The sequence below is a fragment of the Pseudomonas sp. S3(2024) genome (assembly GCF_036861315.1).
Taxonomy (GTDB): Bacteria; Pseudomonadota; Gammaproteobacteria; order Pseudomonadales; family Pseudomonadaceae; genus Aquipseudomonas; species Aquipseudomonas putida_A.
The window spans coordinates 87,817-103,021 of the sequence record NZ_JAZAQQ010000007.1 but is presented as its reverse complement, the minus strand read 5'-3'; the positions used below and the strand labels follow the sequence as shown (position 1 = coordinate 103,021).

At 59.4% G+C, this 15,205-nt stretch carries 15 protein-coding genes; 4 read left to right on the top strand and 11 right to left on the bottom strand.

The window, feature by feature from the left end; translation table 11 throughout:
- Nucleotides 1-126 precede the first annotated feature (126 nt).
- Genes gnd through VLA07_RS18665 form a run of 3 tightly spaced genes read left to right on the top strand, consistent with a single transcriptional unit; the run spans nt 127 to nt 3,433 of the window.
- On the top strand, nt 127-1,107 hold the full coding sequence (gnd, locus tag VLA07_RS18675) for a phosphogluconate dehydrogenase (NAD(+)-dependent, decarboxylating) (protein WP_333990379.1): 981 nt from the start codon (nt 127-129) through the stop codon (nt 1,105-1,107).
- Nucleotides 1,104-2,627 (top strand): glucose-6-phosphate dehydrogenase, encoded by a 1,524-nt coding sequence (gene zwf, locus VLA07_RS18670; protein ID WP_333990377.1) that lies wholly within the window; start codon nt 1,104-1,106, stop codon nt 2,625-2,627. Before gnd ends, zwf begins: the two co-directional genes overlap by 4 nt.
- Nucleotides 2,624-3,433 (top strand): HAD family hydrolase, encoded by an 810-nt coding sequence (locus VLA07_RS18665; RefSeq protein WP_333990375.1) that lies wholly within the window; start codon nt 2,624-2,626, stop codon nt 3,431-3,433. Before zwf ends, VLA07_RS18665 begins: the two co-directional genes overlap by 4 nt.
- 122 nt (nt 3,434-3,555) lie before the next feature.
- Here the strand turns inward: VLA07_RS18665 and nhaB are convergent, their stop codons facing one another.
- The 3 genes from nhaB to VLA07_RS18650 form a co-directional block, all read right to left on the bottom strand.
- Entirely contained in the window at nt 3,556-5,058 is a 1,503-nt protein-coding gene (gene nhaB, locus VLA07_RS18660; RefSeq protein ID WP_333990372.1) for a sodium/proton antiporter NhaB, read from the bottom strand.
- Between the two features lie 67 nt (nt 5,059-5,125).
- A complete protein-coding gene (locus tag VLA07_RS18655; RefSeq protein ID WP_333990369.1) occupies nt 5,126-6,415 on the bottom strand; it encodes a hypothetical protein in 1,290 nt (429 codons plus the stop codon).
- A 278-nt stretch (nt 6,416-6,693) separates the two neighbouring features.
- Complete coding sequence (locus VLA07_RS18650; protein WP_003225374.1) at nt 6,694-6,960, bottom strand: hypothetical protein; 267 nt, start codon at nt 6,958-6,960, stop codon at nt 6,694-6,696.
- 345 nt (nt 6,961-7,305) lie between these two features.
- Between VLA07_RS18650 and VLA07_RS18645 the strand changes: the two genes are divergently transcribed.
- Nucleotides 7,306-8,631: a sigma-54 dependent transcriptional regulator gene (locus VLA07_RS18645; RefSeq protein WP_027612698.1), complete on the top strand. Its 1,326-nt coding sequence runs from the start codon at nt 7,306-7,308 to the stop codon at nt 8,629-8,631.
- A gap of 86 nt (nt 8,632-8,717) precedes the next feature.
- Here the strand turns inward: VLA07_RS18645 and VLA07_RS18640 are convergent, their stop codons facing one another.
- The 8 genes from VLA07_RS18640 to pnuC form a co-directional block, all read right to left on the bottom strand.
- Nucleotides 8,718-10,040: a transporter gene (locus tag VLA07_RS18640; protein WP_096796550.1), complete on the bottom strand. Its 1,323-nt coding sequence runs from the start codon at nt 10,038-10,040 to the stop codon at nt 8,718-8,720.
- Nucleotides 10,041-10,085: 45 nt separating this feature from the next.
- Nucleotides 10,086-10,832, bottom strand: coding sequence for a hypothetical protein (locus VLA07_RS18635; RefSeq protein WP_027612700.1), 747 nt, complete (start codon nt 10,830-10,832; stop codon nt 10,086-10,088).
- A 44-nt stretch (nt 10,833-10,876) separates the two neighbouring features.
- Nucleotides 10,877-11,557 (bottom strand): C39 family peptidase, encoded by a 681-nt coding sequence (locus VLA07_RS18630; protein WP_027612701.1) that lies wholly within the window; start codon nt 11,555-11,557, stop codon nt 10,877-10,879.
- A gap of 63 nt (nt 11,558-11,620) precedes the next feature.
- Nucleotides 11,621-12,622 carry a hypothetical protein gene (locus tag VLA07_RS18625; protein ID WP_007964628.1) on the bottom strand — a complete coding sequence of 334 codons (1,002 nt, stop codon included), beginning with the start codon at nt 12,620-12,622 and terminating at the stop codon, nt 11,621-11,623.
- 73 nt (nt 12,623-12,695) lie between these two features.
- Nucleotides 12,696-13,268 (bottom strand): hypothetical protein, encoded by a 573-nt coding sequence (locus VLA07_RS18620; protein WP_027612702.1) that lies wholly within the window; start codon nt 13,266-13,268, stop codon nt 12,696-12,698.
- A 1-nt stretch (nt 13,269) separates the two neighbouring features.
- Nucleotides 13,270-13,719, bottom strand: a complete 450-nt coding sequence (locus tag VLA07_RS18615; RefSeq protein ID WP_027612703.1) for a hypothetical protein — start codon at nt 13,717-13,719, stop codon at nt 13,270-13,272.
- A 336-nt stretch (nt 13,720-14,055) separates the two neighbouring features.
- Entirely contained in the window at nt 14,056-14,580 is a 525-nt protein-coding gene (locus VLA07_RS18610) for an AAA family ATPase (protein WP_333990358.1), read from the bottom strand.
- A complete protein-coding gene (pnuC, locus tag VLA07_RS18605) occupies nt 14,577-15,140 on the bottom strand; it encodes a nicotinamide riboside transporter PnuC (RefSeq protein WP_333990355.1) in 564 nt (187 codons plus the stop codon). Before pnuC ends, VLA07_RS18610 begins: the two co-directional genes overlap by 4 nt.
- Between the last annotated feature and the right edge of the window lie 65 nt (nt 15,141-15,205).

Genomic DNA, 15,205 nt, shown 5'->3' with positions numbered 1-15,205 from the left:
GCGTTATCAGTCTGGATCGGGCACAATGCCCGGAAACTTCATCGCAACGCTCTGGACTAACCTCCATCAGTCGCGTTGGGCTATAACCAATGACACACATTTATTTGTAGTAAGGAGCATCAGCACATGCAACTCGGGATTATTGGACTGGGCCGCATGGGCGGCAATATTGCGCGACGTCTGATGCTCAACGGTCACACCACCGTTGTTTACGACCGCAATACCGCTTTCATCGATAACCTGGTCGCCGAGGGCTCCACCGGCGTTGCCGACCTGCCCGCTCTGGTGGCAGGCCTGGCCAAGCCACGTGCCGTATGGGTCATGCTGCCGGCCGGCGCGCCGACCGAAGACACCATCAACACTCTGAGCGACTTGCTGGAAGCCGGTGACACCATCATCGACGGCGGCAACACCAACTATAAGGATGACATTCGCCGGGCGAAAACCCTGGCCGAGAAGGGCCTGCACTACATCGACGTCGGTACCTCCGGCGGCGTCTGGGGCCTGGAGCGCGGTTACTGCATGATGATCGGCGGCGACGCCGAGACCGTGCAGCGCCTTGACCCGCTGTTCGCTGCGCTGGCGCCGGGCATGGGCAACATTCCGCGCACCAGGGATCGCAAGTCCGAGGATCACCGCGCCGAGCACGGCTACATTCACGCCGGTCCTGCCGGTGCCGGGCACTTCGTGAAGATGATTCACAACGGCATCGAGTACGGCATGATGGCCGCGTTCGCCGAAGGCTTCGACATCCTCAAGACCAAGTCCAGCGAGCGTCTGCCGGAAGATCAGCGTTTCGACCTGAACGTGGCCGACATCGCCGAAGTCTGGCGCCGTGGCAGCGTGGTCTCGTCCTGGCTGCTCGACCTGACCGCCGACGCACTGGCCAGCGATCCGAAACTCGACGGCTTCTCCGGTTCGGTGGCTGACAGCGGCGAAGGTCAATGGACCATCGAAGCGGCCATGGAGCAGGCGGTGCCGGTTCCGGTGCTGTCCAACTCGCTGTTCTCGCGCTACCGCTCGCGCGGTCAGGGCACTTTTGGCGACAAGATTCTTTCGGCCCAACGCTTCGGCTTCGGCGGCCACGTGGAGACACCGAAGAAATGACCCATACGATCCGCAGAAAATCCAAGGCAGAACCCGCACCACCGACCACGCTGTTTCTGTTCGGTGCCCACGGCGACCTGGTCAAGCGCTTGCTGATGCCGGCGCTGTACAACCTCAGTCGCGACGGCTTGCTTGACGAAAATCTGCGGATCGTCGGCGTTGATCACAACGCCATTACCGATGAGGCCTTCGCGCAAAAACTCGAAGACTTCATCCGTACCGAAGTGGCGGCGAAAGTCGGCAAGGGCGATCAGATGCTTGATCCGGCCTTGTGGGCCAAGCTCGCCAAAGGCATCAGCTACGTCCAGGGCGACTTCCTGGACGACAGCACTTATTCCGCGCTGGCGGCAAAAATTGCCGACAGCGGCACTGGCAATGCGGTGTTCTACCTGGCCACCGCGCCACGTTTTTTCAGTGAAGTGGTACGCCGTCTCGGCGCCGCCAAGTTGTTGGAGGAAACCCAGGAAGCATTCAGAAGGGTGGTCATCGAGAAGCCGTTCGGCTCCGATCTGCAAACTGCCGAAGCGTTGAACGCCTGCCTGCTCAAGGTCATGTCCGAGAAACAGATCTATCGGATCGACCATTACCTGGGCAAGGAAACCGTGCAGAACATTCTGGTCAGCCGGTTCTCCAACAGCCTGTTCGAGGCCTTCTGGAACAACCATTACATCGACCACGTGCAAATCACTGCGGCAGAAACCGTCGGCGTTGAAACCCGTGGCAGTTTTTACGAGCACACCGGTGCGCTGCGTGACATGGTGCCCAATCACCTGTTCCAGCTGCTGGCAATGGTCGCCATGGAACCGCCGGCCGCGTTCGGCGCTGACGCCGTGCGCGGCGAGAAGGCCAAAGTGGTCGGCGCGATCCGCCCGTGGAGCGTTGAAGAAGCGCGAGCCAATTCGGTACGCGGTCAGTACCGCGCCGGTGAAGTCGATGGCAAAGCGTTGAATGGCTATCGGCAGGAAGCCAACGTGGCGCCTGACAGCAACACCGAAACCTACGTCGCGCTGAAAGTCATGATCGACAACTGGCGCTGGGTCGGCGTGCCGTTCTACCTGCGCACCGGCAAGCGCATGAGCGTGCGCGACACCGAGATCGTCATCTGCTTCAAACCGGCGCCGTACGCGCAGTTCCGTGACACCGAGGTCGACGAGTTGCAGCCGACCTATCTGCGTATTCAGATCCAGCCTAACGAAGGCATGTGGTTCGACCTGCTGGCCAAACGGCCGGGGCCGGCGTTGAACATGGCCAACATCGAGCTGGGTTTTGCCTACAAGGACTTCTTCGAAATGCAGCCGTCCACCGGCTACGAAACGCTGATCTACGACTGTCTGACCGGCGACCAGACACTGTTTCAGCGCGCCGACAACATCGAGAACGGCTGGCGCGCGGTGCAGCCCTTCCTCGATGCCTGGCAACAGGATGCGAGTGTGCAGACTTACGCTGCCGGGGAAGACGGCCCACAAGCCGCCAATGATCTGCTGACTCGCGACGGTCGCGTCTGGCATGGTCTGGGATGAGTGAGTCGATCCGCTTTTTACTGAGTGACATGGACGGCACGCTGTTGCTGCCCGATCACAGCCTGAGCCAGCGCACCATTAATGCCGTTCGTTCGCTACGCGAGGCCGGCGTGTTGTTCAGCCTGGCCACCGGGCGCCCGCCGAAAGCCATGCTGCAGCAGATCGAAGCCTTGGGTGTCGATCTGCCGACCGCCGCCTTCAATGGCGGCACCATCGTCAATCCGGATGGCAGTCTGTTGGTGGCGCATTACCTGCCGGTGCCGACCGCGCTGATTGCTCTGGCGTTGTTCGCTGACCAACCGGATGTGGAGATCTGGGTGTTCAGCGGTGGTGACTGGTTGCTCAAGGATCCGCACGGGCCGGTGGTGCCGCGCGAACAGCACGGCCTCGGTTATCCGCCGGTGGTGGTCGAGAGTTTCGAGCCGTACCTGGAGCGCATCGACAAAATCGTCGCCACCAGTAACAACACCGATCTGCTGATCGAGCTTGAGGCGCGCCTGTTAGCCAAAGTCAGCGGCATGGCTCAGGTTTCGCGTTCGCAACCGGTGTACCTGGACGTGACGGCGCTGGAGGCCAACAAGGGCACCGCACTGGCAACCATTGCCGCGCACCTCGATATCCCGCTGGCGCAGACCGCCGCGATTGGCGATGGCGGCAACGACCCGGCGATGTTCCATTGCGCGGGATTGTCGATTGCCATGGGGCAGGCGGAAGAGGCGGTGAAGCGCCAGGCTGACGTGGTCACCGCGCCAAACACCGAAGACGGCGTGGCCCAGGCAATCGAGAAGTACATCCTCGGTCGCTGAACTCACCCCAAAAACAAATGTAGGAGTGAGCCTGCTCGCGATTGCAATGTATCAGTCACCATTTCTTGGGCTGACACACCGCTATCGCGAGCAGGCTCACTCCTACAGTTTATTCGGCGTAATTACAGCCAGTAGCTGACGGCGTACCAGCCCAGCAGGCCCATCACTGCGGTGTACGGCAACGCCATCCACACCATCCGCCCGTACGACAGGCGCACCAGCGGCGCAATCGCCGAAGTCAGCAGGAACAGGAACGCCGCTTGGCCATTAGGCGTCGCCACGCTTGGCAGATTGGTGCCAGTGTTGATCGCGATCGCCAGGGTCTCGAAATGCTCGCGGCTCATGTGCCCGGACAGGAAAGCCTGTTTCACTTCGGTGATGTAGATCGTGGCGACGAACACGTTGTCGCTGATCGCCGAGAGCAGGCCGTTGGCGATGAACAGCATGCCCGGCTGTTGTTCCGCCGGCAGCGCCAGCACCCACTGGATCAACGGGGCGAACAGTTGCTGATCGTGAATCACCGCGACCACGGCAAAGAACACCACCAGCAGTGCGGTGAACGGCATGGCGTCCTTGAACGCGCTGCCCAGACGATGCTCGTCGGTGATGCCGGTGAACGCGGTGATCAGCACGATCACCATCAGGCCGATCAGCCCGACCTCCGCGACGTGAAACGCCAGGCAGCCAATCAGGATCAATGCGGCAGCGCCTTGCACCAGCAGGGCGGCACGCTGACGCGGGGTGCGTTCGGCGTTGTCTTCGGCGGCGTAATTGGCCAGCACGGCGCGGACGTTGTCCGGCAGCAGGGTGCCGTAGCCAAACCAGCGCAGTTTTTCCAGCAGCACGCAGGTCACCAGACCCGCCGCCAGCACCGGCAACGAAACCGGCGCGACTTTCTGGAAGAACTCTGCGAAGTGCCAGCCCATTTCATGACCGATCAGCAGATTCTGCGGCTCACCCACCAGGGTGCAGACCCCGCCGAGTGCGGTGCCGACCGCGCCGTGCATCAGCAGGCTGCGCAGGAATGCGCGGAATTGCTCCAGGTCTTCATGGTGCAGGGCCGGCAGATGGCGGTCGTCGCTGAATTCGCTGTCCTGACGCGGATCATTGCCCGAGGCCACGCGGTGGTAGACCGAATAGAAGCCGACCGCCGCGCTGATGATCACCGCGGTTACGGTCAAGGCATCGAGAAACGCCGACAAAAAAGCTGAGAGAAAGCAGAACATCAGCGCCAGCAGCGCCTTGGAGCGCACGCCCAGCAGCAACCGTGAGAACAGAAACAGCAGCAGATCCTTCATGAAGTAGATGCCCGCGACCATGAACATCAGCAGCAGGATCACCGGGAAATTGTGCACCAGTTCATCGTACAGGGCCTGTGGTGAGGTCATCTTCAGCAGCAGGGCTTCGATCAGCAACAAGCCACCGGGCATCAATGGATAGCACTTGAGCGCCATGGCCAGGGTGAAAATGAATTCGATCACCAGCAGCCAGCCGGCGGCGACCGGGCCGACAGTGAACAGCACCACGGCGTTGAGGATCAGGAACCCTACGATGCACGCCTTGTACCAGCGGGGCGAGTGCCCGAGAAAATTATGCGCGAACGCCTGGGCCAGTGAACCGGACATCGGTTGCTCCTTGTATTAAGAAGCGCGCAAGTTGCCGCATGTGTCCGGCAAGTTCAAGTCCGGGAAGTTATTGATTCAGATAGCGCGCGACCATGGCGCGGTAGTTGCCGTCGAGCGAGTAGCCGCCGACAAGAATTTTCCGGTCTGGCTGGATCGCGAGAGAATTGGCGGTATCCAGGCTGCGGCCCAGGCGCGTGCGCAACCAGCCGTGGCCGTTGCCGAAGCTCCGGTCGAGATGGCCATCAGCTTTATAGCGAGCAACGATGAAGTCGGCCTCGACGCCGCCGATCGTTGCACCCACCGCCATGATCCGACCATCCGCCATGCGTTGCGCGGCGCTCCACTGGCAACCACTGGGGCCGATTTCCAGCAGATGCGGGTGCCCAGTGTCGTTGCGCCAGTCCGGGCGGCCATTAGGATGCAGGCTCAGCGCCAGGCAGCGGATCGGATCGCGACTGCTGCCAAAACAGTGCAGATGTTCCTTTGACTCGATGACCTGACAGACCATCGCGCTTTTGCCGTTGGCTTTGAAAGCCAGGAAGCCATCCACCGCGAAGCGCTCATCAAGACGCCCGTCAGGCAGGTAGCGCGCCACCAGGCCCTCCTGGGGGAAATCAATTGAGCCGGCGACAAGGATCCGCCCGTCCTCCTGCAATACGAGGCTGCTGAGCCACGTGTTGAGCAGCAAATGTCGAATCATCACGAAACCGCGCCCATTGAAGCTTGCATCGAGCGTCCCGTCTGGCGTCAGGCGGATCAGCATTCCGGCATGGTCGGCGAGTTCGAAGTGGTGATTGGCGATCAGCAGAATATGCCCGTCGTCCTGCACGGCGATGTCACAGGCTTCAGCACCCGGTACGCCGGGAGGCAGCCAGCAATCGCGGGAGCCGACGGACAGGTCGCCGGGCAGGCGCACCACTTTGCAGCCATTTTTACCAAAGTCCGGGTCGGGGGTTCCGTCAGCGCTGAACAGGGCCAGCGCAGGCAGGGTGCGATGGGTGTTTTGATAATGCAGCCCGGCCAGCAGGATTCGTCCGTCGGGCAACACCTGAACCTTGCCACCGGTGGCCTCAAAACCGCATTCGAACTCGCCAATCACGCTGCCTTGCTGGCCGAAAGCGAGGTCGGCCGAACCGTCTGCGAAGAGGCGTGCCAGACCAAACCGACTGCCTTGCGCAGTGCCGACTTTGGCGGCGACCAGCACGCGCCCCTGTCGATCCAGCGCAATACCCTGAGTCATGCTGGAAACACTGCCGGCGAAATACACTTGGGCGACGCCAGTGTTGGCAAATTGTTTGTCGAGTTGCCCGGAACTGTTGAGTAGTGCCGGGCGCGCAAAGGCGTTCTCGGGTGACATGCATGCCTCTCCTTGCAAGTTGACCAGGCCCGAATGGGCGGTAACTGCATGAGCGGAACATTCAATCCCTGAATACACGCAAGTTCAACTGACAGAACTAACAGGTGGAGGGTCGCACTGTGCCATAACAGTGTCTTTTTGAACCAAACGAAAGCCTGCCAAGCAGTGGCGCCTGGCAGCTTGAAGAAAGTTGTACAGAAGCATTGAAGATAAACAGCAGCGGATAACTAACAAAGAACAGAGCGGATGACCTGAAAGTCATCCGCATCAGCCTCTGATCAATGTGGCATCGACCACGATTGCAGCAGGTAACCTTCTTTGCTCAATTCGGCGCGGGCCTGTTGCAACAGCAGTTCCAGTTGCGCCGGATCGGAGTAGGCGCTGCTTGGAATCTGCTGGCGACCGATGTGCGAGTTGGTACGGTCGATGACGGTCAGGTTCAGTTCGCCATTGCCGTCTTGTGGGGCCCAGGCCACGCACTGAAAGGGTTTGAACGCGTGGTTGGCAATCAGAAGAGCTTCGTTGATACGGAGCGGGGCGGTCATGGGGTCGTCTCTCTGTCGTGCCCAATCAAGTGATGTGCCGTCGGTTGGGCTTACCGTTCGGCTGGTTACTTGTACTGATGCACGCAACCCCGTGGCAGGTCACACACGAAACAGAGAAATTTCAACTTAATTGCTCAGGCTCAACATTCCGAACGATTTTGAAAGCCTGGTGAAAGATAGCAACTCGATAGCTGACTAATAAACTTGCTTCTTATAACTCGTTAGCTTGTACACCTATAAGCAATCGATACAAGGCCCTGTCAATTTCTTGCTAATGTTACAGTCGGGTCTGCCAAATGACTGTTTTTACAATAATTTCCTTAAATTTGGCGCCAAGGAACAGTCATGATCGAAGCGCCTGCGTTACGACGTTTATTGGTGGTCGACCCGTGCGACGACTGTCACCGGTTATTACCTGGTTTGCGCTCGGTGGGCTGGGATGTCGACAGTTGTAGCCTGGAAAATGCCGCCGATCGGACATGCGATGTCGGGCTGCTGCGGCTGCAACCTTTTCACCTTGAACGTCCCGAAGCGGTCAAGGAACTGATCAGCCGCAGCGGCACCGAGTGGATCGCGGTGTTGAACCAGGAAGTCCTGCGGTTGCAGAACGTGGGTGACTTCGTTTGCGAATGGTTTTTCGATTTCCACACCTTGCCGTTCGATGTCTCACGGGTTCAGGTGACCCTGGGCCGCGCATTCGGCATGGCGCGTTTGCGCGGGCAAGGCACGATTCACGTCGACCAGCCTGAACACGAGTTACTCGGCGACAGCAAGCCGATCCGCGAACTGCGCAAATTATTGAGCAAACTGGCACCGACCGAATCCCCGGTACTGATCCGCGGTGAAAGCGGCACCGGTAAAGAACTGGTGGCGCGCACGCTGCACCGCCAGTCCCAGCGCCACAGCAAGCCGTTTGTGGCGATCAATTGCGGGGCGATTCCCGAACATTTGATTCAGTCCGAACTGTTCGGTCACGAAAAAGGCGCTTTCACCGGTGCGCATCAGCGCAAGGTCGGGCGCATTGAGGCCGCGAATGGCGGCACGCTGTTTCTCGATGAAATCGGCGATCTGCCGCTGGAACTGCAGGCCAATCTGCTGCGTTTTCTGCAAGAGAAACACATCGAGCGCGTCGGTGGCAGTCAGCCGATCCCGGTGGATGTTCGCGTGCTGGCGGCCACCCACGTCGACCTCGAAGCGGCGATCGAGAAAAAGCGTTTTCGCGAAGACCTGTATTACCGCCTCAATGTGCTGCAAGTGGTGACCGCGCCATTGCGCGAGCGCCACGGTGATCTGTCGATGCTGGCCAACCATTTCTCGCACTTCTACAGCCACGAAACCGGGCGCCGCCCGCGCAGCTTCAGTGAGGATGCGTTGATTGCCATGGGCAAGCACGACTGGCCGGGCAATGTTCGGGAACTGGCCAACCGCGTGCGACGGGGTCTGGTTCTGGCGGAAGGCCGACAGATCGAAGCCCGGGATCTGGGATTGCTCAGCCAGCACACGATTTCGACGCCGATGGGTACGCTGGAAGACTACAAGACGCGCGCCGAACGCCAGGCGCTGTGCGATGTATTGAACCGCCACAGCGACAACCTCAGTGTGGCGGCGAAGGTGCTGGGCGTGTCGCGGCCGACGTTTTATCGCCTGCTGCACAAGCATCAGATTCGCTAGAGACCAAAGCTGAAAAGATCGCAGCCTGCGGCAGCTTCTACAGGGATTACCTCTGTAGGAGCTGCCGCAGGCTGCGATCTTGTGCTTTAGAAGTAGTACGGGAATTTCAGGCTGAAGGAGAAGTCCGGGGCATCGTCGGTCATGCCGATCGACAGGTTGGGAACGATGGTCAGGTTATCCGTGGCGGCAATGGTCATGCCGACGTTGAAATAACCGGCGTTGGCGTCACTGGAGACCACCGATTGCCAATCACCGCCATCCTGTTTCAGCTTGCTCTTGCGTTGCACCAGGTCAGACACCGAGAACGACATACTCATCTTTTCGTTCAGAGCGAACGCAATACCGGCGCCGATCTGGAAGCTGTCGCCAATCTTTACCTTGCCCGGGTTTTTCTGGTTGACGGTCGAACTGATGTCGTCGAACGACTCCTCCAGGTTGTGGGTGTAGGACAAGCTGCCGAACAGCACTGCCGGGTCGAACGTCTTGACCAGCGAAACCCCAGGTGTGATCGACCAGACACCGTTACCGGTTGGCAGCGTGTCAGGCACGAACAGGTTGGAGTTGGCGTCGGTCTGGCGCAGTTTGATGCCGAACGGATCCTTGCCGGTTGGCGCCTTGACCCGCAGGGTGACCACGGCGTCCGGCGTGTTGACCGACTCGTCGAGGAACTTGTAGGCAATACCGAAGTTGACGTCGCCGAGGGTCGGGTCGCGCGAAACATCCTGTTCCGTCGTGACGTTGGACGCACCACCGTTGCCGCCACCGGACTGGTAGGTCGATTCGCGGTAAACCACCGGCACGTTCACGTCGAACTGCCAACGGTTGTCGAAGTTGTAGCGCCCGGTCAGGTCCAGCGTCCAGGTGTCGGCCTTGATCCGGTCGAGGTTGATGTTGCCCAGAAAGATGGAGTCCAGCGCGAGGAAGCCGTTGAGGATCAGTTGCCGGGTGTCGTAACGCGAGTAGGTCACACCGGTTTCAAAGCTGAATTTGCCGCCGCCGAAGAAGCCGCTGGCCTCGTCGTAGAGGTTGGACACACTCTGGGCCGGTTGCGAGTCGTCGGCCAGCGATTGGCCGTAAGAAGCGCCGCTGCCCCCGGCGGCGCCCCCCGACGCTGCTGCGGCACCGGTACCAGGCGCTCCGGTACTGGTAGCGACTTTTGGATTGCCTTTCATGTCAGACGGCGACTTGGCCAGGCGTTTGGGTTGCGGGGCTGCCGGTTGGTCCTCGACCTGACGGACCCGTTGTTCGAGCACCGCCAGGGCCTTTTGTTGTACTTCGTATCGTTGCTTCAGCTCCAGAAGTTCCTGTTTCAGGGTCTCCACATCTGCGTCGGGTGCTGCTTGCAGCATCGCCGCGGGTAGAAGAGTACTCAGACATACAGCGGCACGCAGTGATACTGATCGATACATGAATAAGCCGTCCCTTTAAGCCCAATGATCGAGACTCAGCGTAGTTCAATATCCGATATTGCGTAGTGCCCTGAGTTGAGTCAGGTTGCAATCCAGTGCGCCGGGGCTGATGCCGTTATTGTTAAGCACAACATTGAGTTGGGTCATGTTGTTGACCACGTTGGCGCTGCCGAGCAAGCGGGTGTTCTGCAGCAGGCCACCCTGGGCCACTTGTTGCAGGGCGGTGCCTTGATTGCCCGAGGCCTGAATGGCCATTTGCACGCCACTGTTGGTGGCCGAAACGGCGACACTGCCGGCGGCATTGCTGGCGCCGATGGTCTGCCCGGCCATCAGCGCCTGGCCTTGTGCGGGGGCCAGCGGAGGAGGGGTGTTGGCTTCTTTTACATTGATGGCCACATTGTTGCTGGCGGTGTTGCCGTCGCCGGCGGCGCGTACGCTTTGGGTCACGCCCTGGCTGCTGTTGAGTGCCGCGCCACCAATGACATTGCCAGTGCCCGGCGTCGGGGTGCTGCCGTTGCCCTGTTCCTTGATGGTCGAGACATAGAATTCCGGTTTGATCGTGGCGGCCTGGATTTGCATCGACGTCGCAGCGCCGATCAGATCACCGCTGGCGTTGCGCCAGGTACTGCTCATGACAATGCCGAAGCTGATGATCCGCCCCGGCATGACGTAACGACCACGAAGCTGGGACAGCTCCTGATCCTGAACTTCGATGGGTTTGAATCCTGCATTGGCATAGCCTGACGCGCTCGCTGCCAGGCAGGCGGCGGCCAGCCAGTATGAGGTTTTCATCTGCTGCTCCCGGGACATCCAGCCCCATTCTTTATAATCGGCGATTAAAAGAAGTCGCTCTGTATGAACCCGAAGTCCATCAATTCGGCATCTCTGACAGGGTTGAAGTTATCCAGCTTGTTCTTCGCGGTCAGCGGGGTCGGCGGCATGCGCAATGCATTGGTTTTGTCATAACCGGGGCCGACGATGGCGAAGACGATGCCGTTCCAACCTTTGACAAAGTCATCATGGGCGTAGCGTTTATGGCCTAAGACGGGATCTCCGATATAAACCCAATCCTTGTCCGAACGCTGCAGCACCACGAAATGCTTGTAGCCGCGAATTTCCATCAGTACCACCACCGGGATGGTTACGTCGTCGAGTTTATCCGGTGGAATCTTGTAGCCCCTGGCGCGCATGCCGATGCTTTCTATGTAGCGTTTCATGTCCAGCATGGAAAAACCTTGAGTACGCACAAGGTCCTGGTCAGCGTTGACCAGCATGCCTTTGATGATGTGCTCTTCATCGACGTCGAGCCAATAAGCCTGGCGCAGTACCGTGGCCAGCGCGGCGGCGCCGCAGCTGAAATCGGTTTTTTGTTCGACGATGTCGGCAAACTTGCGTTCACGAATGCTTTGCACGTTCTTGTAGACGAGTACGCCGCCGGGCAGGGCAGCGACGGGCATCTGGGCAGCCTGGGTCAGGCCGGACAGGCAAAGCAGGGCGATAAAGGCAGTCTTACGCATGATCGATACGCCTTTGCGGACTGAGGAAAAGCCCCGTTTCCGGGGCTTTCGTTTCGATCGCGATTACATGCAGGCTTTGCAACCTGCAGCGATGGACAGCGAGTTGCTTTGTTGGTTGCCAACACCGGCGGCGTTGTTGTAACCAGCGTTACCGGAGAAGTTGTTACCAACGTTCGAGATGTTCGCGTTGTTGGTCACAGGGTTTTTCCAGCCATCAGGGGTCAGCACTTGTTGAGTGGTGACGCCAGCCAGGCCGAAGACACCGACAGCTTCGAAGGTGGCTTTCTGATCTTTGCTGCCGCCGTTACCGCCATGGCCGCGATCGTTATCGCCATAGCCGCCACCGCCGTGGCCTTTATCACCTTCGATGGTAGCCTTGCCAACGGCAGCGAACGCGCCGACGGCGGCCACGGTGCCGGTGAGGGTATCTTTTTTGTAGGTTTGAGTACCGTTATTGGACACAGTCAGGCCAGTGGAGCTTTGGTTCGCAGCAGCAGCAGCGTTAGCTACACGACCACCCGATACAGCAATAGCCAGGTTGTTTTTCTGTTGGTTGAAGTTGCCGGCACTGTTGTTCACGCCAATGTTGCCGGAACCGCCGTTACCCACGTTGTTGAGGTTGGCGTTGTTGGTTGTCGAGTAGTTGGCAACCGCGTTGTTGTTGTTGACCTGAGTGGCGCTGGAGACAGATACCGCGCTGCCGAAGATAAAGCTTTCGTCGGCAGTCGCCAGTGCAGCAGCGTTGTCTTGCTGGTTGCCATCGCCGGCGGTGTTGTTCATGCCGACGTTGCCGTTGGTGCCATTAGCCGAGTTATTGACGTTGGCATCGTTTTTGGTGCCTTGGTTGCCCACCAGGTTGCCATCGCTGTTCTGCGTGTCGAGTACGGCAGCCCCGGCGCCGGCTCCGATTTGCAGAAGTTGTTCCAGGGTAGGGCCTTTGGGTTCATGGTTGCCATGGCCATTGCCGTGCCCGTTACCATGATCATTGCCGCCTGCCTGAGCCGCCATTGCCATTACTGCTGCAAGTGCGAAAACCAGTGGTTTGAGAGCCATTGTAGGTTTCATGGTGTTTCTCCATCGTGCTTATTAGTTGGTTAAGTGTTGGTACTTTCTAATTGCACTGCTTTTGTTGTTTGGGTCAGTCAGCGACCCGGATGCTCAGGGTGTTAGCCATACGGTTCCCCACCCCGGCACTCTGGTTCACCTGAATCACCCCTCGGCTGCCGGTGAAGGCCTGATCACTTGTCGTGACCTGGCGACTGCCGGGTGAGGTGCCAGTTGCTCCTGAGCTCGGTAAAAGCGCCACGTTCTGTTGCGACAGGGCGCTGTCGTCAACGCTTTGCGGGGCAGCACTGATGCTGACGCGCGTCACGTTGGCCATCTGGTTGTTGGCCCCGGCGCCCTGGTTCACGCCCAGGATTCCGTTGCCATTACTGAAAGAGTTGCCGCCAATGGTGGCGCTGGCGTTCGTTGAAGGGTTGGCCGGTGTATCGATGTGCTGCCGGACGTTGGTGGTAGCACTGGCCGAAGTACCAATGGCGATGGCTTTGGTATTGGTTTGTTGCATCTGGTCGCCAGCAGCCTGGTTGACGTTGTAGTTGCCGCGGTACTGGACGCCGGTGTCCTGAATGTTCGCGTTATTGACCGAGTCGGGGGCGGCCAGCGCCTGGACGCAGCCGAAAAGGGCAAGTAAAAGAAGAGAACGATTCATCTCATTGCCCTCCGGCCATGCGGGTCAGCGGAGCAAGACCGGAACTCATCGCACGGTTGACGGTGTTGGAAATCGAGCCGCCCGCGCCACCGCCGTGACCGCCGCCCATGCCGGGCAGGCCGTTGGGATTGGTCAGGGTGTTCATGCCAGGCATGTTGGCGGTGGGCGTGGTGATATTGCCGCGAATCGAAGCGCCACTGGCTACACTGGCAAATTCACCGTCATTGAGCTCGGTGCTGGTCATCGCCTGATTGATGCGAGCCGAAGGGTTGGCATTGACCGTGGTTGGGTAGGGGTCTTTGCCACCGCTGCGCCCGATAGGAATGGGCTGAACGTCGCGGTTGAGAACGATCACGCCATTGCCTTCGGCCTGAACGTTGAAACTGATGAATGTGCTGGCGGCTGATCCAATCAGCAGAAGGCAGGTCAGGCCTTTATTGATATTCCCCACGGCGGCAATTCCTTCTTCAGTGGGCTGGCTCTTGTCAGCGTTGGGAAGGAGAGAGCGAAAGCTGTGCCGCTTTTGAGTTGTCTATTGTTTTCAACGGGTTGGCGCTGAGGCACGCAACGTTGATACATAACCTGTTTCAGCGCTGAAACAGTCATGTCGACAGCGGCGGGGGCAGGGGCGGTGCAAAGCTCTGGAACAAGGGTTTGCCGGGGACTGTTTCACTGGCGTAACAGTTGCCCTTTCAGAATGATGAAGGCCATTTAAACGGCTGCTTTGCGCGGGGTCGGGTGTTTCAAGAATGGACACTTGGGCTCCGAAAAGGAGCTGTTTGCCAAGTCAATCAGCCATTAAACGCGCCACTGCTTCGAAAGCCTGAGACCGCCGCTCATCCCAATCGCCCTGAATGATCTGCAGCGGTTGCCGTTGTTGTTGCAGCCAGTCGCGGGTGGCCTGAAAGAACGCCATGCGTTCGCTGAGTTGCGGCTGGCAGCGTTGGCCGTCGTCGGTCCAGTCGATCTGCTCCGGCGACAACAGCAGATGCAGGTCGTAATGCCGGGCCAGCAGCTCGGGTTCCAGCCACGCCGGGCAGTCGCCAAACAGGGTCTGGCTCCAGAGGATGTTGCTCAGCAAATGGGTATCGAGAATCAGCAATTGCGGTTGCTGCGCCCGCGCCTGATCTTCCCATTGCAACTGCCCACGGGCGATGTTGGGGATGTCGTTGAGGCAGGTATCGCGTGGATTCTGCTCGATGAACCAGCGCACGTATTCGTCCACCCGCAGGCCGCCGAAGCGCGCCTGAAGGCCAGCGGCCAGCCAGCTCTTGCCGGTGGATTCCGGGCCGGTGAGGACAACTACCTTCATCGCTGCAACGCCGGATCGGCGCGCCATTCGCGCCAGCCTTGCACAGCAATCAGGGTGAACAGGGCATACAGCGCGGCGGTGAGGTACAGATCCTTGTACAGGAACAGACCGACGAAAATCACATCCAGCACGAACCACAGCGCCCAGCATTGCAGGCGTTTCTGCGCCATCCACAATTGCGCAACCAGACTGAACGCCGTCAGCGCGGCATCGAGCCACGGCTGCGCCGCGTCGGTCCAGTGCGCCATGGCCGCACCCAGCAGCAGACTGCCGAGGGCGCCTACGCTCAGACCGAGCAGGATCGAGCGCCGATCCAGACGCGTGACTTCACGGCCGTCTTGCATCGTCCCGGCGCGGGTCCATTGCCACCAGCCGTAGACTTGCAGCGCGGCGTAAATCACTTGCAGCAACATGTCCGAGTACAGCTTCACGTCATAGAAAATCCAGCTGTACAGCAACACCATGACCAGGCCGATCGGCCAGCACCACGGATTCTGTTTGACCGTCAGCCAGACGGCGATCACACCGAGGGCGGCGGCAAACAGTTCAAGCCCGGACATGGGGGTTCCTTGGGGGAGTGCAAGAAGGGGCGCAATTGTACCCAAAAACCTTGAATGACGAATAA

Coding starts and splice junctions, on each gene's coding strand:
- VLA07_RS18635 (WP_027612700.1), bottom strand. CDS start 10,832: ATGAAAACCTCATACTGGCTGGCCGCCGCCTGCCTGGCAGCGAGCGCG.
- VLA07_RS18645 (WP_027612698.1), top strand. CDS start 7,306: ATGATCGAAGCGCCTGCGTTACGACGTTTATTGGTGGTCGACCCGTGC.
- VLA07_RS18610 (WP_333990358.1), bottom strand. CDS start 14,580: ATGAAGGTAGTTGTCCTCACCGGCCCGGAATCCACCGGCAAGAGCTGG.
- VLA07_RS18650 (WP_003225374.1), bottom strand. CDS start 6,960: ATGACCGCCCCGCTCCGTATCAACGAAGCTCTTCTGATTGCCAACCAC.
- nhaB (WP_333990372.1), bottom strand. CDS start 5,058: ATGTCCGGTTCACTGGCCCAGGCGTTCGCGCATAATTTTCTCGGGCAC.
- VLA07_RS18620 (WP_027612702.1), bottom strand. CDS start 13,268: ATGAATCGTTCTCTTCTTTTACTTGCCCTTTTCGGCTGCGTCCAGGCG.
- VLA07_RS18655 (WP_333990369.1), bottom strand. CDS start 6,415: ATGTCACCCGAGAACGCCTTTGCGCGCCCGGCACTACTCAACAGTTCC.
- VLA07_RS18625 (WP_007964628.1), bottom strand. CDS start 12,622: ATGAAACCTACAATGGCTCTCAAACCACTGGTTTTCGCACTTGCAGCA.
- zwf (WP_333990377.1), top strand. CDS start 1,104: ATGACCCATACGATCCGCAGAAAATCCAAGGCAGAACCCGCACCACCG.
- pnuC (WP_333990355.1), bottom strand. CDS start 15,140: ATGTCCGGGCTTGAACTGTTTGCCGCCGCCCTCGGTGTGATCGCCGTC.
- VLA07_RS18640 (WP_096796550.1), bottom strand. CDS start 10,040: ATGTATCGATCAGTATCACTGCGTGCCGCTGTATGTCTGAGTACTCTT.
- VLA07_RS18665 (WP_333990375.1), top strand. CDS start 2,624: ATGAGTGAGTCGATCCGCTTTTTACTGAGTGACATGGACGGCACGCTG.
- gnd (WP_333990379.1), top strand. CDS start 127: ATGCAACTCGGGATTATTGGACTGGGCCGCATGGGCGGCAATATTGCG.
- VLA07_RS18630 (WP_027612701.1), bottom strand. CDS start 11,557: ATGCGTAAGACTGCCTTTATCGCCCTGCTTTGCCTGTCCGGCCTGACC.